The following is a 20738-nucleotide window of genomic DNA, read 5'->3' on the forward strand; positions in this document are numbered from 1 at the left end:
GCCGTCTACTACGATTTTTAAAAATCGAGGAGACGGCTTTTTTTTCTTGCTGTACTTTAATGTTTATAGTTTGGCCACAGCAGGTAATGATCAAAACCTTAAGGGACAATTCTCCCCCTCCATGTTAAAGACTTGGAAGCTTTGGTTGGACACTTTGCCGAGTTCGTTGGACAGCTATGGGCTTTGGTTGTAGACTTCGAAGAGTTTGTTGGAAACCTCGTTGTTAGTAGGACACTTTGAAGCTTTGGTAGGACACTTGGCCGAGTTCGTTGGATAGCTCTGGGCTTTGGTTGTAGATTTCGAAGAGTTTGTTGGAAACCTCGTTGTTAGTAGGGCTCTTTGAAGCTTTGGTAGGACACTTTGCCAAGTTCGTTGGACAGCTCAGGGCTTTGGTTGTAGACTTCGAAGAGTTTGATGGAAACCTCGTTGTTGGTAGGACACTCGGCTGAGTTCGTTGGACAGCTCAGGGCTTTGGTTGAAGACTTCGAAGAGTTTGTTGGAAACCAACAAACTCAACGGTCTCGGTTCACGAGATAATTCAATAAATGCTTCAAAAAAGTCGTATTACGTGGAATTTCTTGTAACGTTTCCATTGCAAAACAATAATGTTCCCACATCGCTTTTCTGGCACCGATAGCACCTAGGATTGATACAAATGTCGTATTGTTGTTTTCAGCATCTTTTCCAATGGGTTTCCCGAGTACGTTCTGATCTCCTTCCACATCAAGCAGATCATCCTTAATCTGAAATGCAATGCCGGCATGACGGGAGAATCTTTTCAAAGCTTCCATTTCCAACTCCGTTGCATGGGCCAGAATTGCAGGCATTATAAGAGAAGCTTCAAATGCGATTCCGGTCTTATAAAAGCACATCGTATTCAATTGTTCCAGCGTCAATTGTTTCCCTCTGGAATCCAAGTCCATCGCCTGTCCTCTACACATATCCCCTACAATTTGGGACGAATATCGAATCAAGCGTAGCACCGTTTTTGGATCGTACTGGTCAAGAGATGTTTGTTCTTCAACCGCTTTTTGGGTCAGGAAAAGTCCAGTTAATTCAGCTGTGGCAACGTCATACACCTGATGTAAGGTTGGACGCCCTCTACGCTTGGGCGCATTATCTTGGGATGGCATATCATCAAAAATGAGGGATGCCGTATGCATATATTCCAATGATCTCAGAAGCGGGACGATTGATGACTTATCCAATCCATATTCGTTCACACCCATGACCCAAGTCATGATTGGCCTTAGTCGCTTTCCATCACTTTTCAGACTGTAATTTGCCGCATCGATTATCGGTTCACTCATCGAAGAGGTATTTCCTATTTCGGAAATAGATAATACGTCGTTGATCTGGTCACGTACAGTTTCGATTGTATCTAAAAAGGCTTCCTGCTCTTTCCGTTCACTTTTCAGATTCGTAATCATATGATCTCGAAGCAGTTTATCAAAGAAATCCACATCATCCGCTTTTCGAACCATACGTTGGATGACTTTGTTGAATGTAGGATTTCCCGAAGCAAATAACTTCATAACTTCGTTGTATTTATTAGTGCCCATTCGTTTTTTAAATCGTTTCAGCCCGTTTATGGCACGATCGAGTATCACCTCACGCGTCTTGCTATCAGAGCGATAGACATTATGGATCAAATTATAGATGACTGCCCAGTACAATTCAAAGGGATTTATGAGGTCCGAGCGCTTATCGTGATATTTCAAATAATAGGTATAGGGTGTTACTCTTTCTTCATTTAAGTCATCAAACATATCCGCAAAATCATCCGCTAGCTGGTTGTAAATGCCATATAAAAATGTTCGGTTATGGAAGCCCTCATCCTCAGGAGCACTTATGACTGAACGGGTAATCAAGCGTGAAGAAGAGGATTTTAAAATGACAGGTATATAAAGTTCTTCATTGGTGTAATTCGCATTGGATAGAACCTTTACGCGATCCACTTCCTGGGAATTGAAAAACACATAAGACTGCTCGAAAAAACTTTTTCTTGTCTCTGGTCGTTGAAGGCTCTTAATATACTCAAAGGCATCTCGGAGTTCCGAATGGGCAAATCTGATGAATTCCGCGTTTTTTCCAGTCCACTGATCCAATTCAGGAACAGATCCTGTGATAAGTGTGGACCGTATTAAATCGGAATATCGTTTTTTCTCTTGATTTGATAAAACACCGGCATCCAGAAGGTCGTCAATGAATGGATACGTCAGACCATAGGAATACCCCAGCCTAATCGCTTCTTCGAGCTTCCGGGTACGTTCTTCAGGCGTAATCTCAGCGTCCATCTCTTCAACCACATGCAGGATGACCCCGACTATGATTTTGATAAGTTTCCGCTTGGCTTCCTCAGCATCCATCCCCTCTGGAATATGGGATGATACAGTCTTTAATTTGTCCATCACCCAGATCATGGTGGATTCAACGCCTTCCTTCTGGGCAAGCCGATACATCCCAGCCATAGTAAACATCTCCAATTTACTTCCAGGGTTTTTCGGATTGGAATCAATTAGGTGATTTTTTAAACTATCAACTGTACGTTGAACCCTGGCCTGTGTGTCAGGTGAGTCCAAGGCTTTACCCAAATCTCGCATGTAAATATAGGAAATGCTCCGATCCAAATAATTATCTAGTTTACCTGTGTAATCCAGCCATTGGATATAAGTGTGATACCCCTCTGAACCAGTTTTTCCCTTTCCACGCGAAAAAATAGATAATAACGGGAAAGGATGAATATGGTTCTGTTTCCAAGACTGTATATCTTTTATCAAAACAGGGGCAACCATGTTTTGCACGAGCTGTTCAGAAAGTGATTTAAAATAATGAGCAGCCTCCTGCTCAGCCAACCGATAGCATGCATCGGCATTTTTTAGTAACTTCTCATTCATACTAATCAATACCTCTACTTTAAGTTTTCATATATATGTATGCAATATTGATCAAATCAATGTTAATAATCTAAACACTATCCCAAACTTTTCACAAAAACTAAATTTATTTTATTCAAAATAACATTTTCATCATAAGAAAGCTATACACAGCCTCTAACAATCCTACGATTTACCATTGCTCCTTACTCAATTTCTCTATCCAACACTAACACTTTTTTATTGAATATTTCAGCTGGGGGCTTTTCATGATGATATATTACTGGATTTTTGTTGAATAACTCCCGGCTTTTGATGGAACCATGGTAAGCGTAAAATAATAAAAATCTTAGAAGGCAAATTGATATGGCTTACAAAAAGTTTGTAGGCACATTCCAAAATGAAACTGAGGTTTTGAATAAGATCGACGAGTTAAAAACACAGGGGTATTCTGATAATGATATTTACATTGTGAGAAATGATGCGGATGTGATCGGTTTTTTATACCGTTACAATTACTATAATAAAGAAACAGATATGCCGGGCCTATTAGAAATAAATATCGTAAAACATCGCAACTGTACAAGACCTGTTTCAGTTGGCCCATCGGACTTTTTGGGCAATTGCCGAGGGGGAAGTGAAAGTGGAGGAAGATTCCGAATTACTGGATGCCATCGACTATGACGACGAGGCAATTTCGAAAATGGTTGCACGAAATCAGTTAAGTATTGGCAAGATTAAGCTGTACGTCATTGAAACTAGAGAGCCAGAACTATTCGCATTTTATTACAGTGAGAATGTTTTGGAAGCGCACGCACTCCATCAGGACATGTTCCGAGAGACGCCAAAACGAATGACCAATGCCTCCCATTTAATGCCGAAGCTTTTTCATTTCGATGAAATGGATGCTGCGAATATATTATACTTCCACCGTAACAAAGTTGTCGCATATCCGAATTATTTAGGACATGCTAGGGCGGGGGAGCGGGTGTTGGCACGGATGCGGGCTTGAGTAGAGTAGCAAGACTATATGTTTTCCCCATATATTTATGGAGAAAGTGAAACGTATTGTCATCCGATACGTAGTAGAGAGAACGGGTTTTACTGAAAAGGGGTTTCTAGTACAGGGGGGATTACATGAGACAGTTGTATATTAAGCAAAAGGTATTTAGTTTGAGCGGCAAGTTTTCGGTGAAGGATCAAGAAGAGAATGAAGTGTATTTCGTAGAAGGAAGCTTTATGCAAATACCGAAGACGTTTTCGATTATGGATGTGGCTTGTCAAGAAGTGGCGATGATCACGAAAAAAACGTTTAGTTTTCTACCGACTTTTTTTGTCGAAGTACATGGCCAAGAAATGGTAACGATAAAGAAGGAATTTTCTTTTTTAAAAGCACGGTATTCAATTGACGTGGCAGGGATAGAAGTACAGGGGAATTGGTGGGATATGGATTTCGAAGTATACCGAAATGGGGAACTGATTGGTGCTGTCAGCAAAAAGTGGTTCACATGGGGCGATAGCTACCAGTTAATAATTGTAGAGGATGAGATGGAACCACTTCTCGTGTCGCTTGTTGTGGCGATTGACTGCGCAAAAGCAGCCCAGTCTGCTGCGGCGGCTGGGGGTGGGGCGTGACCAGACCAGACCAGACCAGACCAGACCAGACCAGTAAAGTGTCAATATCAGCTATTTTTTAATAATTAATAGATCATTCTTTGGTGTCAGCATACCGTTCTTTTCGTAATAATTACCTACTTTTCTTGAAAGTACCACCGTTTTTATAGCATGGTTTCCCTTAGCAAATACGAGTAGAAAAATATCTTCTCTAAAATCAATTCCATTGATACTACCCTTAAATTCAACATTCAATGATTCTTCTATGACATCTACTGTTGTATATGGTCCATAGACTGATGCCTTCTCCCAGTCAAAATCAGTTAAAGTAGACAGTGAGATTTCTGTTGTACCACTTTCCGCCTGCTCTAAAATCTTTCTAGCGAGCATGGGATCTTCACTAGCCCTATTAACAAAAAACAAACTAAGTATTAAAGAAGTTAATGCAGCTCCACCAATTAATAAAATCCATTTTCTTAACATAAATTACACCCCTATTAAACTGTGACTTTCTTATTTACAAAAACTACGGCAAGGTAAATAAAAAGAAGATATTCAACGAGATAGATTGACCGTAACAGCAGACGACCGGATAAGCTCAATCGCTTCACCTTTGAGCTACTATCGATCCCCTTTGCTAATACTGCCTAATAGCAACGAAAAGCCTTTATAAAACGTAACATCCCATAAATATTCAAGTCATATCGTTATTTAAATATAAATTTTCTCTTACCATTGTCATTCTGCAATTCAAATAATGTTGGTTTACTAACGAAGCGCTCTAGAAGCTCATAGGCCCTATAATCCGTTATTTCATCAGGAATAGTAATTCCGCTAAATGACGTAGAAGAAATTAATGCATGAAAATCATATCTGAACTCGTAATCACCTGTATAAGCCAGCGCCAACTTACCTTTCCAATCAATTTGATAAGACTGGCCTTCTTCCTTAGTAAACTTAATAATATGATAGGCTGTCGCATCGTGACCGAGCAAATAAACATCAAATGCAGTCAAATCTAGATTCAAGTTTTTCTGTTCATCCTTGGATAGAAAGTCAATTTCATATGCCTTTCCATCTAGTGTCTCTAGGTCAAATGGTGCCTTATCACTTCCTACATGAAAACCTTTATAATCCCATTCTTGAGATGACATAGTACAACTATGATAGTTGTTCCATACAATCTTAGCGCGCCAATCGTCTACTTCTTCATCGTCATTCTCATCTAAATCTAAATCTTCCTCATAATAATCTGTAGTTTCCAAATGTAAATCGAAATACAATCCTGTTCTTTCTTTCAATACTTCCTCTTCTTCATATTTGAAATGTGCACTCCACTTAAAGTTGATTATTCGATGACCATTAGGCCAAGGATTGTCTACAAAATAAATTCGATCCATAATTATAGTCCTCCCTTTTCATCGTAATTAGTCTATCCTACCTTGTCTCCTTCTTATTAAACTACCTTGCCATGTAAGTTGAATAATTAATTTCACCACATAAATCCAATCCACTTATTGAACTATTCTGCTCTTTTAGTTGAATAAGAAAAGGGTGCTTAACCCCTAATTGAAGCAAAACACCCGTTTGGTTAAGAACGAAACCTCCTATTTATATAGAAATTTCGGAAGTAATCCAACCTTTTATAAAATCTTCTAACGAAGAAGCAATCCAAGTTCGGCTATCATCCTCATGATTCCATACATATATGTCCTCTTTTTGAATACTCCCATTTAATATGGCAAAACCGAACAAATCCCCATTTCCCCCATCAGAAAAAAACATTAAATTATCAAATGGCATATAAATATCTTTATAGTCATCAAAATTTCTAAAAAACAAGTTGTCTTCTACTATTTTTCCAGTTGACCAAATCAAAGGACAATCAAATTTGTCAAATACTCCATTTGTTTCATTTAATAGGTCTAATAATTTTTTTGGTAATTCAATATTTAATTCTTTTTTTATAAAAGTTATTTCAGAATTGGTTGCTGGTGCTTTGAAATGATATTCTTTCGATATTTTCTCAATGTAATTCTTCCACATAATTTAATCCCTGCCCCCTTTAAGGTTTTCTAACATTCAATAATCCACCACTGTTCATATGTTATCCTTGTTGAACTATCGTGCCTCGTTAGTTGAACAACGGGCATATCAGTTCATGATATAGTATAACTTATTTACAAATATTGGTGTAGGGAAGTGAGTAAGCCTAGCCAGTTTGTTTACCTGTTATTTCAACGAGACGAGCAGGTTTAAGTGTCTTAGAATCATTTATGATGAACTACACGTAGAACCTGTACAGATTGCTCTTATCGAATGAGATGTCATAGAGTAGCGTTAAATAGGTTAAGTGGGTGAGATTTCAAAGATTCGATACTCGAAATATTATTTGATCTGGTTATTAATCGTATTTTTGAGAGTTATAATGGCTCTCTTTTTTACTGTCCTAGGCGGGCCCAATTCCCACCATATCCATAAAAACATTCGTGAAATTGAATGTAATTTATGGGATTTAAAGCAATAATTACTGAAGGAAATTCAGTGATTGTTGTTTTTTTGTTTTCATTATGTACCTACACTGTCCATATGATCCAAAATCTTTGACTAGCGCCCAAACGATTTTAATAGTAAACCACAAAAAGTATTCTAATATAATGCACAATTCTAAAAAGGATGTGTTAAAATAAAGTTTCAGTCTACTTCAAGGTGAAATAAGTACATTTTGCCTCAACGTGGAGAAGTGATTGTGCATTTTTTATAATACGAGTTTAAAGAAAAATCTGGAGGATAGTATAATGAAAAATTTATTTGTTAAATGGAATCAAATAAGTCTAGTAAAAAGGATAGTTATTGGTATTATTGCCGGTCTTATTTTAGCTTTAATCGTTCCTACTGCAGCAAGTTGGGTATCCATTTTCGGTTCTTTATTTGTCGGTGCATTAAAGGCAGTGGCACCAGTCTTAGTATTATTCTTAGTTATGCACGCAATTTCCGTGCATAAAAGCGGTACGAAAACGAATATGAAAGCGATTCTTGGGCTTTATGCGATTGGTACACTCCTAGCAGGGGCTGTCGCTGTCGCTGTGAGTTTTATGTTCCCGGTTACACTAACATTGACAACAGGAGCAGAAGGGCTTTCTCCACCAGAAGGTATTGTTGAAGTTCTTGAAACATTACTCTTTAACATAGTTGCGAATCCAGTTAATGCATTACTCAATGCTAACTATTTAGGTATTTTAATGTGGGCAGTTGTTCTTGGACTTGCATTGAAAAATGCCAATCAAAATACAAAAGATGTGTTAGGTAGTTTTTCAGATGCAATTACTAAAGTCGTGCAATGGGTGATCAATTTAGCACCGCTTGGTATTATGGGGCTTGTTTTTGATGCTATTGTAACAACTGGCTTTTCTGCTTTACTTGTATACGGTAAATTAGTTTTAATTTTAGTTGGATGTATGTTGTTTATCGCACTTGTAGTGAATCCGTTAATCGTATATGTCTATATACGCAGAAATCCTTATCCAATTGTTTTCAAGGTTTTAAAAGACAGTGGTATCACGGCATTCTTTACACGCAGTTCAGCTGCAAATATTCCTGTAAATATGAAGTTATGTGAAGAACTTGGCTTAGATGAGGATACTTATGCAGTATCAATTCCTCTAGGTGCTACTATTAATATGGCAGGTGCAGCCGTTACAATTGCTGTACTAACTCTCGCAACAGTCCATACGCTTGGGATTGAAGTTGATTTTGTGACTGCACTTCTTCTTACTGTTGTTGCGGCTGTGTCTGCAGCAGGTGCATCAGGTGTTGCAGGCGGATCACTTTTGCTTATCCCGCTAGCGTGTAGTTTATTTGGAGTTCCAAATGATATTGCTATGCAAGTGGTTGGCGTAGGCTTTATCATCGGTGTTGTTCAAGATTCTTGTGAAACTGCACTGAATTCATCTTCTGACGTACTGTTCACAGCTACAGCTGAATATGCTAAGGAACGTAAAGAGGGTAAAGTAGTTACTGTGAAGTCTTAAGAATTACGATGAAAAATTAAAAGCCACGATTACCGAAGATGATTCGGCGATCGTGGCTTTTGGTTGTGCAGAAATCATTTTTTTACTCATTCAGGTCAATTTGAAACTACAATAAGCAGCCTAAAGGAAAAAAACAGCTATAATGAGTATAGAGCTAGTTGAATTGCGATTTAGGGAGTGTTCCATACATGCAAAGTTTCGTTGTGATGCAAGGTCAGACATATCAAGAAGAAAAAGAATTAGGAATCATTTGGTCACTGCAACAAGACAGTAGTGGGAAAGAACGTCATTCACGGCTACGAATGATAGAGGTAAATGAAGGGGATCGCATATTTCATTATGTAAAAGGAAATATTGTGGCGATTAGTGTTGCTAAAACAGGATGCTTGATAGCGAGTAATCCGTCAACTATGCAAAATCAAGAACGTTTGATTGATGATGGGTATTTAGTGGAATTGGACTATCATGAACTTGAAGTACCTGTGAATGTACTCTCGAAATTTGATGACATTTTGCCGCTTCTGCCAATTAAGTATTCACCATTTCAAACAGATGCAAATGGTAATCAAGGGTATTTATATCCTTGCAATGAGGAATTAGCAATAAAGTTAATAGAATTAATTGGCGACCTTAATATTTATCAAGTAGATGAAGAGCAGCTCGAATTAGCAATTGGTACGGTGCTTCAAACAGAACGTAACACATTCATTCCCATGATTGCTGAAACAGAATCGGAATTGAAAACAAAGATTCGTTTAGGGCAACAAAAGTTTAGGGAAGGTTTACTACCACTCTGGGATCACAAATGTGTTCTTTGTGAGATTGAGTTACCTGCACTGCTTCGCGCAAGCTACTCTAAGCCATGGAAAGACGGTACGAGTTTTGAAAGAGTGGATCCTTATAATGGTGTCCTTCTATGTTGTAATCATGATGCGCTCTATGAGAATGGATTTATCGCATTCGATGGACAAGGTAGATTGCATATTTCATCACAGATTTCGGAAGAGGATTATGAAAAGTACAGTATGCATTCAAAAATGAAAATCGCCCGAACTGAGGAGAACAAGCCTTATTTCAAGTGGCATAAAAAAAATCTATTTAAAAAATAAGATAGTGTAGAAGCTATGGCTGTCACTTTTGGCGTCATTTTGCACATCCAACTTTAAAACCCAGCAAAAATCTCATGTGAAGTTTGCTGGGTTTTGTATATATTTACATCCAATTATTAAAGAACTATTCGGATCTGGCTAGTAAAAAGGCGCATGTACATTGTTCGACAATCGCGTCCGTTAAGGGCAGACTGTTTACTTTAACCAATAAGAAAAAAAATAACGTTCATTCTTATTTATTTGCGTTCTTTACGATTTTTAAAGTCCTTAGATATCCGAGAAACAATAAAAGAACAAGTATATACATAAGTACACCACAAATCGAATAGATAGCTGTTAATTTGGTCGTTATTGGAAAAAACACCAAAAGCATTATAATGCCATTCTATGTTAGCGTATCCTAACCAAATGCAGCTCTTTGTTCTTCTGGAACTAACGCGGCAGGTGAGTTCAATAAGGAATCGTTATAGCGAAATTTTTTATATAAATTTTATTGAAAAGTAAATAACTGCCTAATTGTCAATTCTAGAAAACAACTGATAGAATAAATTAATTTGTGTATGTGGCGATGATTCGCCCGACATCTCAAGTTTTAGAGGGAGACGTTTCGATGGAATTTAAAGGACCTAGCGTCTATGATCAAACCGATTTTTTGAAAAATTATATGATTAGAAGAAAGAGAAACGATAGTCCAAATAATGCAATTGAAGGACCAATTATCTATGAGTTAATTGGGAGTTTTCAAGATAGTAGCGTCTTAGATTTAGGGTGTGGTGATGCATCGTTTGGAAAAGAACTCTTACATTTAGGAGCAAAAAACTACACAGGAGTAGAAGGTTCGAAACAAATGGTGGAAGTGGCACGCTCTAACATACTTCAACAAAACGGGACAATACACTTTGAAACAATGGAATCTTATGATTATCCAAAAGAAGTATTTGATCTTGTGACATCTCGATTTGCAATCCATTATGTTTCAGACATTAATCGCCTGTTTAGAGATGTTCATAAAACACTTAAAGAAAACGGGAGATTTGTTTTTAGTATCCAGCATCCACTTACAACTTCGTCTTTTGCTAGTAAGCAATCTGGAGATAAACGCGGTAATTGGATTGTCGATGACTACTTCCAGGAGGGGGAAAGAAAAGAGCCTTGGATTGACCAAATAGTGGTTAAGTATCATCGAACAATCGAAAATTATTTTATAGCACTTAAACAAGCTGGTTTTTCAGTTCTAGATTTACGCGAGGGTACACCAAAGCGTGAACATTTTAGTAGTGAAGATGAATTTGTTAGAAGACAACGAATTCCTATTGTACTGGCTTTTTCTTGTGTGAAGTAAAATAGATAACCTAATACTGAATGTTGAACTAACAGGTGCTTTACTTCATTAATGAGTAAAGCTTTTTTTTATTCAACTAACTGGGCAGGTTAGTTGAACAAGAATAAAAAGAAAACCTACTTATAGTTTTTAAAAAGATTATTCATTTAATACGAATTTTGATTATATAAATAAAGATTTATTATTTTTTAAAAATGATTAAAGTTATCTCCCCTCTAAAGGATGGCTTAGAGGGGAGATAAACTTTAATTGAATATTTATGTTAACATAATTATGAAGATTGAGAATAAATATTCGGTCATATTAATAAGGTCCGTGATTGTATAGTAATTATTTAAAATTACTCAATGAATATTATATCTTTAGGAGGTCAATATGGAATGGAAAGGAATACTTATAGAACAAGTCAATTATTTGAAATTCTAGGTGTATCAAGAGATGCACTTAGGTATTACGAGAAACAAGGAATTGTAAAACCAAACCATGATGAATCAAATAATTATCGACAGTATAATGATTATGATATATATACATTATTGGTAGCGGATTTTTATATAAAGAGAAACTTATCGATGAAAGAAGTTAGAAAACTACAAGAAGGAAGAGCAATAGAAGAACTGGAAACTTTATTAGAAGTAAAAGCCGAACAATTAGAAGAAACCATACGAAATAAAAAATTCATGCTTCAAAAAATAAAAGAAACAAAAGTATTCTGTGAGGAATTAAAAGAACACTTAAACCAATACTCCATAAGGAAATTCCCAACCTATGAAGTAATTGATGAGTTTTCTGACTTTTATTCCTTTCTGGAGTATCCTGCTTTATTGCAAAATATGGATATGATGAAGGATGATATTCTTAGCAAAATCATGAGGAAATTTACTTTTGATGAAAACGGGTTTCTAGATTCCAAGATGTATATTGTTGAAAAGCATGAAACGATACATAAGGAAAATATCGGATGTTATTTACAATATTCTAAATGCATCTATACAATTGTTGAGGATGGCAGGTATCAAAATGGAAATAGTGATATTAAATATAAAGTTTTTGAATCTACTGTGGAATGGGGAAACGAACAAGGACTTAAACCAAAAGGGGTTGCTTTTGTTAATACTCGTCTTATTACATATCTTGATAACAAAGAACGAGCCTTCTTAGAAATATATGTTCCTGTTGAAGAAGAGTAAAATACTTTTTATTGATATTGACCTGGGGGTAACACCATAGTTTATCTTTATAACCAATGGAACAAGTGCAAACTGTTCTATTGGTTATTTATATATATAGGAGGGTGTTTGGTTTGAGTGGAATGGTAAAAAAGTATATTATATGGACCTATGTCATGTTCTTTGTATTTCTTCTTGTCATAGGGCTGACGATGTTTTTTTTTAAGTCTCAGCCCGTAGTAGATATATTACTCGTGCTATCATCATGGACGTCTACATTTGTCTTCGTAACAATGTTCCGTAAAATCTATCCCCAATGGAACCTATGGAACTTTATAAAAAGCCAATTTAGGGAAAGAATCAGAATATCGACTGTATTGTGTGTCGTTCTTATTCAATTTTTGCTTTTAATTGGTAGTTTATTAATGACAAACAAAGTATGGAATGTGCCCGTATATGAACAATTTACTGCTTCATGGACTTCACTTCTTATCTTATTTGGCTACAATTTAATTCTTGGACCACTCGGGGAAGAATTAGGGTGGAGGGGATTTGTATTAAATGATTTGCAAAAAAGATTCAGTCCATTAAAATCAGCCATTATCGTTGGATTGGCTTGGGGCTTCTGGCATACACCGTTATGGCTTATGTCAGGATACTCAGGATTACAATTGGTGCAATATATCATTTGTTTCTTGTGTGGCATTGTTGCTGTATCAATCATCATAACTGCATTTTATAACTTGAATCATAATCTCATTATTCCTATTGTGATTCACCAACTTTTCAATTATTTTTTGGTCATTCAAGTTGGAAACGTACTTAATACTCTTACAGTTACCTCTGTAATATATTTATTAGTGGCTATAGTTTTAGTTTTAGTTAATTATAGAAAGTGCTTATTGAGGTAATTAAATGGAGCATCTGGTTTGTGCAAAGTTTGTATCGAAAAAATAGTACACTAAAAATAAAGTAAGTTTTTTTATGTAGACCTTCTTCAACTAACAGGGGCTTTAGTTGAAGAAGGGACTGCCTCTACATAGTAGTTTTTTCTAAAGTATTTAATATTACTTCACTAAAATATTTCCAACATATTTAGCCGTTCCAAAATCAGCAGTAAGATTTACCTCAATTAAATGGTCACCTTTTTCATTTGGGTAATTAAAAGTTTGTGTAAACGATAAACTAAAGTGAGCAGTTTTCCACAAATAAGATTGAGCAGTTTCCCTCTAAATAATTCACTTCCTTTATACTAAACGTGTAAAAGGAAGTGAGGAAACTGGAGTGAAGAAAATCATGGTTTATATGAAAATCTGCGAGTTATCCGAAATGGGCTTTTCTAAGTCGGCAATTGCGAGAAAGTTGGACATTTCAAGAAATACCGTTTCTAAATATCTAAAGAGTACATCTGAAGAATTTGAGGATTATTTAGTCTCCTTACAATCACGTAAAAAGAAGTTGGATCCCTACAGGGATGTCATTGTTGGATGGTTGAAGAAATACCCTGATATGAGTAGTGCCCAGGTCTACGACTGGTTGAAAGAGAATCAGGGGTTGAATGAAGATAATATTGTGGAGAATACTACTAGGAATTATGTGAATGAGTTACGTACTGCATACCATATACCGAAAGTGTCTGAACAAAGAGTTTATGAAGCAGTTCCGGATAGTCCGATGGGTTTTCAAGCACAAGTAGATTTCGGTCAAGATTTGGTGACTTGTAATGACGGAATGAGAAGAAGGCTTTATTTTATTGGGTTTGTATTATCCAATTCTAGGTATAAGTACATTGAATTCTTAGATAGACATTTCCATACAAGAGATTTAGTCCGCTGTCATGAAAATGCTTTTGAGTTTTTTGGAGGCATGCCTGAAGAAATGGTATATGACCAAGATGCTTTACTAGCTGTAAGTGAAAATGCGGGTGACTTATTATTTACCAAGGAATTTGATAATTACCGTAAACTAAGAAAATTTTCTATTTATTTATGTAGAAAAAGCGATCCCGAATCAAAAGGGAAAATAGAACAAGTCGTCAAGTTCGTGAAGCATAACTTCATGAAGAATCGTGAATTTCAAGACATCCATTTGTGGAATCAACAAGCCATTCAATGGCTTGAGAGAACCGGAAACTACAAAGTGCATCATAATACAAAAAAAAGACCTTCTGAAGTGCATACAGTCGAAAAACTGCACTTAAGAAAAGTCTCTTCAAAATTCTCTTTCGAGAATTCCCTAATAGAAAGTATAACAAGAACAATTCAAAAGGACAATGTCATACGCTTTGAATCCAATCGTTATTCCGTACCTACAGGTACGTACGATGCGAAAACTAAAAACATGGCATATTTAGAAGTAACCGCAGATGACCACCTAAATATTCGATTACAGACATCTGGAGCAATAATCGCGAGACATTTACTCTGTAGTTCGAAAGGACAGTTAGTTTATGATCCAACTCATCATAAGAAACCAAGTCCAAAGAAAACGCTATTGAGAGACGAAATTGTGATTAGGTTTTCTAATAAAGAATTGATTTGTTGGTTTTTAGATGAATTGAATAAGAAGTATCCAAGACACTTATTAGACCAGTTGAAAGTATTACAAATGGTCATTCGAAATCATCCAGAGCATATAAATGAAGCGCTGGAAACTGTGAAAACTTTGCATATGATTAGTGCTAATGACTTCAGAGATGTCGCTTTCACGCTACATAAAGAATCACAGACGCAAGTAAAAGAAGTAAGTACCAATTCACCAAAATATCAAGAATATAAGGCAGCAGAACGATCAGAAGATTACTACACCGATTTATTATCTGGGGGTAAAAGGTCATGACCTCTCCTATTGAACTATTACAAGAAAAATGTAGAACCCTGAGACTCGCTGAAACCGCAAAAGAGCTTCCCGCTCTTTTGCGTAATGCAGAATCGGGCAGTTGGACTTATCACGAGTTTATTAATGAACTCCTTACCCATGAAATGGTGTGCAGAGAAAAAAAGACCATTCATCGACTAATGCAATGGGCAGACTTTCCCTATCCAAAAACACTGGCAGATTATCGACTGGAAGAACAAAATGCGATTGGCGATAGACAGTTTAAATTATTAAAAGATTTAAATTGGATTGAAGAGATGTTTACCCTAATTCTAATGGGCCCACCTGGGACAGGCAAAACACATTTGTCCGTAGGACTAGGCACTTTGGCTATTGAACATGGATATCAAGTGACCTTCGTTTCAATGGGAGAACTAATATATATTTTAAAAAGCCGTGATTACGTTAGTAAATCAAAGACACGCTATAAACGTATTACAACATCAGATTTAATAATTATTGATGATGTTATGTATATGACTGTAGATCCAAAGGAAGCAAGCCTGTTTTTCCAGTTTATATATGACATGTATGATAAAACCGCATTTATATTAACTTCGAATAAGGGTCCAAATGAATGGGGTAAATTTTTAGGAGATACCTCACTGACAACCGCTATATTGGATCGCCTTCTACATCGAAGTGAGGTGATTTCCTTCGGAGAAGACGAAGAAAGTATGCGTATGAAGTACAGAAAGACTTTGTTTCCCGAAGTAAGTGCTCAAACTTAATTGTGGAAAATTGATCAAACTTAATTTGTGAAAACTGCTCAATTCTACTTGACGGTTACAGTTTGACCATTAAACATTAATAGTTCTTCTTCACCAGCCTTAACTGCTACTTGTAGTTCTTTTGCTAATTCTAAACTGTCTGCTGTTTTTATCGTACTTCTTTTACCTAGCTTATATCGATTTGTAAATAGTCTCTTTTATTAAGAAAGGGGGACTTTTTAAATTATTGGAGGTGTCATAAATAGACCGATAAAAGGTCAGGAACGGTTTTGGGGGGAGATAGATTTCAACCTATAGAGATATTAATGTTTATTAAATTGACAAATTGGTTTTTGTCGATGTATAATGTGAACATGGATAAGATAAATATTTTTAAATCACTTTCAAATGATGCTCGGCTGCAAATCCTAGAATGGCTTAAAGATCCTTCGGATCATTTTGAACCACAGGATGGGATTGATTTAGTTGAAGTTGGTGTTTGCGTTAGTCAAATAACAAATAAGTTAAACATGACTCAATCTACTGCTTCCCAATACTTGTCAACCTTACAAAAAGCGGGTTTAATTGAGGCCACAAGGTTAGGTAAATGGACTTATTACAAAAGGGATGAGGAAGCCATAAGAAACCTTGGTATATTCATTCAAACAGAACTATAACAATAACCAAATTCCGTTATGAATTTGGTTATTGTTATCACTTACACATCGACAATTCGGGATATGTATTTCTGTGTTGCGAGTCGTTTAGACTAATAAGTGGTTATAAATAATATTCTTATTGCAAATATATATTTAAGGAAAGAGGAAAAGATGAATATGAAAGCATGGAAAAAGCAAGGCGTAGGATTGGAAAACTTAAAATTAGTAGATGTGGATATTCCGAAACCAGGTCCTAAACAACTGTTGATACGTGTGAAGGCTGTATCCCTCAATTTCCGGGATAAATCAATTATGGATGGTGATTATTTACCAGACTTAATGAGTAAACCTTTCACACCCGTATCGGATGCAGCTGGAGTTGTAATCGGTGTGGGTTCAGAGGTAACAAAATTTAATGAAGGTGACCGGGTGGTTTCCCATCTTTACACAAAATGGACTGATGGAGCACCAACCGAGGACTATGGCCCAACTGCAGTGGGTGGACCTAATGATGGTGGTCTTGCGGAATATATGCTCCTAGACGAAGACGCAGCGGTAATGACACCTTCTAATATGACAGATGAAGAAGCGTCTACACTTCCGATTGCAGCCTTAACAGTTTGGTTTTCTTTAGTTGAATATGGAAAAATAAAAGCCGGCGATACAGTACTTATTCTTGGTACGGGGGGAGTATCAATCTATGCGATTCAAATCGCTTCTGCACTAGGGGCAAGAGTTATTGTCACAACTAGCAGTGACGAAAAGGGCGAACGAGTAAGGGCTCTAGGAGCAAAAGAAGTTATAAACTATGTGAAAACACCGGATTGGGAAAAAGAAGTATTAAAGCTCACGGATGGTAAGGGAGCTCAGCATATTTTAGAAGTTGTTGGTGGAGATAGTATTAACCGTTCCATTGATGCTCTTGCACAACAAGGAAATATCTATGTCATTGGGTTCCTGAAGAGTATGATGGCAGAAGTAAATTTGTTTTCATTGTTGTCCAAACAAGCGCGTATACAAGGTATCTTTGTGGGGCATCGGAAAGCTTTCGATGAAATGAACAAAGCATTTAATGAACTGAACATTAAACCCGTGATTGACACAGTTTATCCCTTTTCTGATGCAATCCAAGCCTATGAGCATCTGGGTCGTGGAGCATTCGGTAAAATCGTAATCAAAGTATCTGAATGAGGAAGCATATATTCAAACTTTATATTGGTTTATAGCCCGACTATTTATCTTAATTTATTTCAATCAAAAAGTAACAACGCTAAATAAATATAAAAGTCCTTGGAGCATAGTATCCTCGGGCTTTTGTTATTTATCTGAAAAAATAGTTATGACAAATTATATGGAGGTTTTTATATGGGAATGAATTATTGCTCGAACTGTGGAGAAGTGTTAGAAATACGTGTCATTAATGATAAAGAGTATAAAGCATGTTCAAGCTGTTCATTTATTCATTGGGGAAATTACAGTGTAAGTGTTGGAGCTTTAGTCATAAAAGATGAAAAAATGTTACTCGTTCGCCGTAAAGATAATCCTGGGAAAGGGAAATGGACAAACCCCGGTGGTTATATTGGTCAAACAGAACTTATTGAACAAAGTGTCATACGTGAAGTATTAGAAGAAACAGGTGTAACTACAAAAGTGAAATCGATCGTAATGTTGGGGGATTATCCAGGTCGAGTACATAATATTTATATTGGATTTTTGATGGAATATTTAGAAGGGCAGCCACAACCAGATGAAGTTGAAGTAGATGGTGCAGGCTTTTTCTCATTGGAGGAAATGGAATCAATGAATGTTGCTGATATGACTCGTGGACTGGTACGAATCGCTTTTGATCATCAAACGATTGGATTAAAATTGAACCCCTTACCAAAAACAGAATTTAATGGCTACACGTTTTTTAATGTATAACACTAATTATAGGAAGGATTCGGATTCCGAACGATTTATTGAAATAAAACATCGGTATAAGTGTATTTAAAAAAACTTGCGAATCTAACACAATAGAACTATGTTAGATTCATAAAGACTGCCTCAGCTCTTGCTACATAGGGGATGAAGCTGTTTTTTAGCCATCCATTTTTTTCGGTGCTCATTTGAATCTAACTTAACGCATTTTAGAATTAACTTAAGTTAGATTGGGGGGGCGTTAAAATGCGTGAGGTGAGGCATTAAAATGAAGGTTGCTCATTTTATAGCTATGTTGTGCCACAATTGCGCCTGATAGCTTAACAAGTTATACATTTCCAATAATTTTTCATCTCTGGAAGATCATACATTCGTTTGTTCTAATTTGTTGTAAATGTTTCTTGCCTTATGAGGTATCCTCCCTGTTCCAGTTTCCGTCTTACTTCCTGATGCAATATCTTTTTAAATTATTTCTCCTTCTTCCTGTTCAATTTTATGAGATTTACTTCGAGAACATTATTAAGTTCATCAGGACCATACGCTGTTACAATTACTCTTTCCTCTACTAGTTCAGCGCGGTGATCTGTCAAGTAGTCTCTTAATAGTTTCGTAGCTGGTTCCGCATCCATATATTCTTTTTCTATTTCCGTTATTTCATTGCAAGCTGTAAGCAATAGTAAAAGCAGGTTTACAAACAACGATTTAGAATAGATTGAGTTCATCTATCTTACCCCTCCTGAATACCGAATACTAAATCAAATAGCCCGATTATTGAATTGTCAAAGTTCGTCTTGTCTACGTAATTATATCGAATTTTTTACAAAATTTGTTCGATATTGGCAAGGCTGGTACATTAACTATAATAGGATTTATTTTCCGGAAATACTGCCCGTATTGGGTGCGACAGTCTGTGATGCCACAGTGGTCGTTGGAGTATAACTAACGGATAGGGTTCTATGGCACCATAGTTCATCGACCTTCTTCGCAAGCCGTAGTATCCAATAACAGTTCTGCACATATTTTCAACTTCTGTGGTGTAGCGCTGATTTTGCGCTACATGTATGGCGGTTAGTTGAAGAAAAGTGTCAAATGACCGGGGGTTCTCAAGGATGAACAAATTAGGAAAAGTGCTTCAATGGTTAGGTTTTATTCTTATTGCTTTAGGACCGTTTTTTGACTTAGAAGATACGTATGCAAACTACCTTCCTATACTTATGATAAGTGGTTCAACTCTTGCTCTGTTAGGGAGTCTGCTGAGTAAGCCAAAGAAGTTAGAGATTTTGGCAATTTGTTTAGGCATTTTGTCTTTAATAGCTTATTTTTATTTAGATCAACGGTTGATATACAAAATTTTAATCATAACAATTCTTGTGTTAGTTGTAGTACATGGCATTTTGGATAAGAAAAATCATCATTTAAAATGAATAACCTGGGAACTCAGTATTATAAAAGTCTGAATTACCGGTCTTATCGAAGTGGCGGGGAAGACTAAAGGGGTAGTTCAGTTGAAGAAGGCTTATTGAAATGATCAAATTTTTTATGAAAAAGGTGAACCGGAATTTCCTATCTCTATATAGAAGGGATTTCGGTTTTACCTGTAGATCAGGTACCTGTTAAGTAATAATAATGTTATTCCATTGAAGGGCCATTATATGTAGTAGGATTTTTGATCGTATAATGCTCTTTTAGTTTAAAAAATAATTGTAGAATTAGAGAGGATGGTATTATTGGAAGTCCGACAAATGGCTACTGCATTCTTAATTCATCAAGGAAGTGTACTAATGATGAAAAAGAAAAAAAGTAAAATCTTTAATTTTGAATTTTGGGGTGGAATTGGAGGTCATATGGAATCCGATGAACTTAATTCTCCAATGACGGCAAGTTACAGGGAAATTGAAGAAGAGACAGGATTTAAAAAGGATGACATCAAAAATTTCAGGCTTGAATACATACTGCTTGAGAAGAATAGCGGGGAAATACGTCAGCAATATGTCTACTTTGGAGAAACAAAGCATATGAACTTTATTCCTTCAGACGAAGGGGAATTATTTTGGGTTTCTAAGAATGAATTATCAGGTTTATACACCTCAAAAGTTATCAGTTCAACTATTGAACACTATTTGAATAACATAACTAATACCGATGATATATTTGTTGGAACGATGATGACTAGCAATGAATTTAATCCCGAAATTCAATGGTCAACTATCAAAGAGACCGTTGATTTTTAATTTTTTTATCCTAACTAGTTATACAGAAACTTGTTTTTTTCAACTACTGAAGTCTTAATTTCAATAGTTCAACATAAAGGATCTCCCGTAAAAGGGAGTTTTTTTAATGGAAGAAAGAAGGGCCTGGATTTTCATTATCAGGCCATTTTATTGAAAATCAAAAGAAATTAAAAGGATGATAATTATGAAAGAGGTTCATT

At 36.2% G+C, this 20738-nt stretch carries 20 protein-coding genes; 15 read left to right on the forward strand and 5 right to left on the reverse strand.

Annotated elements, in window-relative coordinates; all coding sequences use genetic code 11:
• Positions 1–512 precede the first annotated feature (512 nt).
• A complete protein-coding gene (locus MKX62_RS12520; RefSeq protein ID WP_340741563.1) occupies positions 513–2897 on the reverse strand; it encodes a polyprenyl synthetase family protein in 2385 nt (794 codons plus the stop codon).
• Positions 2898–3242: 345 nt separating this feature from the next.
• On the opposite strand from MKX62_RS12520, the gene MKX62_RS12525 reads away from it, so the two are divergent.
• The 3 genes from MKX62_RS12525 (at position 3243) to MKX62_RS12535 (ending at position 4511) form a co-directional block, all read left to right on the forward strand.
• Positions 3243–3560, forward strand: a complete 318-nt coding sequence (locus tag MKX62_RS12525; RefSeq protein WP_067206226.1) for a general stress protein — start codon at positions 3243–3245, stop codon at positions 3558–3560.
• Positions 3520–3888 (forward strand): hypothetical protein, encoded by a 369-nt coding sequence (locus MKX62_RS12530; protein ID WP_340741564.1) that lies wholly within the window; start codon positions 3520–3522, stop codon positions 3886–3888. The genes MKX62_RS12525 and MKX62_RS12530 overlap by 41 nt, the downstream gene beginning before the upstream one ends.
• A 125-nt stretch (positions 3889–4013) precedes the next feature.
• Complete coding sequence (locus MKX62_RS12535; protein ID WP_340741565.1) at positions 4014–4511, forward strand: LURP-one-related/scramblase family protein; 498 nt, start codon at positions 4014–4016, stop codon at positions 4509–4511.
• Positions 4512–4562: 51 nt separating this feature from the next.
• Here the strand turns inward: MKX62_RS12535 and MKX62_RS12540 are convergent, their stop codons facing one another.
• From MKX62_RS12540 to MKX62_RS12550, 3 genes are all read right to left on the reverse strand, one after another.
• Complete coding sequence (locus MKX62_RS12540; RefSeq protein WP_187046761.1) at positions 4563–4973, reverse strand: hypothetical protein; 411 nt, start codon at positions 4971–4973, stop codon at positions 4563–4565.
• Between the two features lie 224 nt (positions 4974–5197).
• A complete protein-coding gene (locus tag MKX62_RS12545; RefSeq protein WP_340741566.1) occupies positions 5198–5890 on the reverse strand; it encodes a hypothetical protein in 693 nt (230 codons plus the stop codon).
• 211 nt (positions 5891–6101) lie between these two features.
• Positions 6102–6536: an SMI1/KNR4 family protein gene (locus tag MKX62_RS12550; RefSeq protein WP_340741567.1), complete on the reverse strand. Its 435-nt coding sequence runs from the start codon at positions 6534–6536 to the stop codon at positions 6102–6104.
• A gap of 752 nt (positions 6537–7288) precedes the next feature.
• Here MKX62_RS12550 and sstT point away from each other — a divergent pair.
• The 10 genes from sstT to MKX62_RS12600 all read left to right on the forward strand — a co-directional run bounded on the left by sstT (position 7289) and on the right by MKX62_RS12600 (position 18310).
• Positions 7289–8521 (forward strand): serine/threonine transporter SstT, encoded by a 1233-nt coding sequence (gene sstT, locus MKX62_RS12555; RefSeq protein WP_187046764.1) that lies wholly within the window; start codon positions 7289–7291, stop codon positions 8519–8521.
• Between the two features lie 188 nt (positions 8522–8709).
• Positions 8710–9630 (forward strand): HNH endonuclease, encoded by a 921-nt coding sequence (locus MKX62_RS12560; RefSeq protein ID WP_187046765.1) that lies wholly within the window; start codon positions 8710–8712, stop codon positions 9628–9630.
• 610 nt (positions 9631–10240) lie between these two features.
• On the forward strand, positions 10241–10972 hold the full coding sequence (locus MKX62_RS12565; RefSeq protein WP_340741568.1) for a class I SAM-dependent methyltransferase: 732 nt from the start codon (positions 10241–10243) through the stop codon (positions 10970–10972).
• Between the two features lie 380 nt (positions 10973–11352).
• The gene (locus MKX62_RS12570; protein ID WP_187046767.1) at positions 11353–12162 is read left to right on the forward strand and encodes a MerR family transcriptional regulator; all 810 of its coding nucleotides are present in this window, start codon (positions 11353–11355) and stop codon (positions 12160–12162) included.
• Between the two features lie 404 nt (positions 12163–12566).
• Positions 12567–13052: a CPBP family intramembrane glutamic endopeptidase gene (locus MKX62_RS12575; RefSeq protein WP_340741569.1), complete on the forward strand. Its 486-nt coding sequence runs from the start codon at positions 12567–12569 to the stop codon at positions 13050–13052.
• Between the two features lie 373 nt (positions 13053–13425).
• Positions 13426–14979, forward strand: a complete 1554-nt coding sequence (gene istA, locus MKX62_RS12580; protein WP_338655197.1) for an IS21 family transposase — start codon at positions 13426–13428, stop codon at positions 14977–14979.
• Positions 14976–15749 carry an IS21-like element helper ATPase IstB gene (gene istB, locus MKX62_RS12585; RefSeq protein WP_338656273.1) on the forward strand — a complete coding sequence of 258 codons (774 nt, stop codon included), beginning with the start codon at positions 14976–14978 and terminating at the stop codon, positions 15747–15749. The genes istA and istB overlap by 4 nt, the downstream gene beginning before the upstream one ends.
• 353 nt (positions 15750–16102) lie before the next feature.
• Complete coding sequence (locus MKX62_RS12590) at positions 16103–16405, forward strand: ArsR/SmtB family transcription factor (RefSeq protein WP_067213845.1); 303 nt, start codon at positions 16103–16105, stop codon at positions 16403–16405.
• Between the two features lie 159 nt (positions 16406–16564).
• Complete coding sequence (locus MKX62_RS12595; RefSeq protein WP_340741570.1) at positions 16565–17578, forward strand: zinc-dependent alcohol dehydrogenase family protein; 1014 nt, start codon at positions 16565–16567, stop codon at positions 17576–17578.
• Between the two features lie 174 nt (positions 17579–17752).
• Positions 17753–18310, forward strand: coding sequence for an NUDIX hydrolase (locus MKX62_RS12600; protein WP_340741571.1), 558 nt, complete (start codon positions 17753–17755; stop codon positions 18308–18310).
• Positions 18311–18774: 464 nt separating this feature from the next.
• Here MKX62_RS12600 and MKX62_RS12605 read toward each other — a convergent pair whose 3' ends face one another.
• Positions 18775–19029 (reverse strand): hypothetical protein, encoded by a 255-nt coding sequence (locus MKX62_RS12605; protein WP_340741572.1) that lies wholly within the window; start codon positions 19027–19029, stop codon positions 18775–18777.
• Between the two features lie 387 nt (positions 19030–19416).
• On the opposite strand from MKX62_RS12605, the gene MKX62_RS12610 reads away from it, so the two are divergent.
• The gene (locus tag MKX62_RS12610) at positions 19417–19731 is read left to right on the forward strand and encodes a hypothetical protein (protein ID WP_067206261.1); all 315 of its coding nucleotides are present in this window, start codon (positions 19417–19419) and stop codon (positions 19729–19731) included.
• A 318-nt stretch (positions 19732–20049) separates the two neighbouring features.
• Positions 20050–20538: an NUDIX hydrolase gene (locus MKX62_RS12615; protein ID WP_340742578.1), complete on the forward strand. Its 489-nt coding sequence runs from the start codon at positions 20050–20052 to the stop codon at positions 20536–20538.
• The last annotated feature ends 200 nt before the right edge of the window (positions 20539–20738 follow it).

Source organism: Sporosarcina sp. FSL K6-5500 (assembly GCF_038005665.1).
GTDB lineage: Bacteria > Bacillota > Bacilli > Bacillales_A > Planococcaceae > Sporosarcina > Sporosarcina psychrophila.

Excerpts from the sequence above, each read along its gene's own strand:
- MKX62_RS12540 (WP_187046761.1), bottom strand. The coding sequence starts at position 4,973 with ATGTTAAGAAAATGGATTTTATTAATTGGTGGAGCTGCATTAACTTCT.
- MKX62_RS12535 (WP_340741565.1), top strand. The coding sequence starts at position 4,014 with ATGAGACAGTTGTATATTAAGCAAAAGGTATTTAGTTTGAGCGGCAAG.
- MKX62_RS12520 (WP_340741563.1), bottom strand. The coding sequence starts at position 2,897 with ATGAATGAGAAGTTACTAAAAAATGCCGATGCATGCTATCGGTTGGCT.
- MKX62_RS12600 (WP_340741571.1), top strand. The coding sequence starts at position 17,753 with ATGGGAATGAATTATTGCTCGAACTGTGGAGAAGTGTTAGAAATACGT.
- MKX62_RS12565 (WP_340741568.1), top strand. The coding sequence starts at position 10,241 with ATGGAATTTAAAGGACCTAGCGTCTATGATCAAACCGATTTTTTGAAA.
- MKX62_RS12525 (WP_067206226.1), top strand. The coding sequence starts at position 3,243 with ATGGCTTACAAAAAGTTTGTAGGCACATTCCAAAATGAAACTGAGGTT.
- MKX62_RS12570 (WP_187046767.1), top strand. The coding sequence starts at position 11,353 with ATGGAAAGGAATACTTATAGAACAAGTCAATTATTTGAAATTCTAGGT.
- sstT (WP_187046764.1), top strand. The coding sequence starts at position 7,289 with ATGAAAAATTTATTTGTTAAATGGAATCAAATAAGTCTAGTAAAAAGG.
- MKX62_RS12560 (WP_187046765.1), top strand. The coding sequence starts at position 8,710 with ATGCAAAGTTTCGTTGTGATGCAAGGTCAGACATATCAAGAAGAAAAA.
- MKX62_RS12550 (WP_340741567.1), bottom strand. The coding sequence starts at position 6,536 with ATGTGGAAGAATTACATTGAGAAAATATCGAAAGAATATCATTTCAAA.
- MKX62_RS12590 (WP_067213845.1), top strand. The coding sequence starts at position 16,103 with ATGGATAAGATAAATATTTTTAAATCACTTTCAAATGATGCTCGGCTG.
- MKX62_RS12575 (WP_340741569.1), top strand. The coding sequence starts at position 12,567 with ATGACAAACAAAGTATGGAATGTGCCCGTATATGAACAATTTACTGCT.
- MKX62_RS12615 (WP_340742578.1), top strand. The coding sequence starts at position 20,050 with ATGGCTACTGCATTCTTAATTCATCAAGGAAGTGTACTAATGATGAAA.
- istB (WP_338656273.1), top strand. The coding sequence starts at position 14,976 with ATGACCTCTCCTATTGAACTATTACAAGAAAAATGTAGAACCCTGAGA.
- MKX62_RS12610 (WP_067206261.1), top strand. The coding sequence starts at position 19,417 with ATGAACAAATTAGGAAAAGTGCTTCAATGGTTAGGTTTTATTCTTATT.
- MKX62_RS12595 (WP_340741570.1), top strand. The coding sequence starts at position 16,565 with ATGAAAGCATGGAAAAAGCAAGGCGTAGGATTGGAAAACTTAAAATTA.
- MKX62_RS12605 (WP_340741572.1), bottom strand. The coding sequence starts at position 19,029 with ATGAACTCAATCTATTCTAAATCGTTGTTTGTAAACCTGCTTTTACTA.
- MKX62_RS12545 (WP_340741566.1), bottom strand. The coding sequence starts at position 5,890 with ATGGATCGAATTTATTTTGTAGACAATCCTTGGCCTAATGGTCATCGA.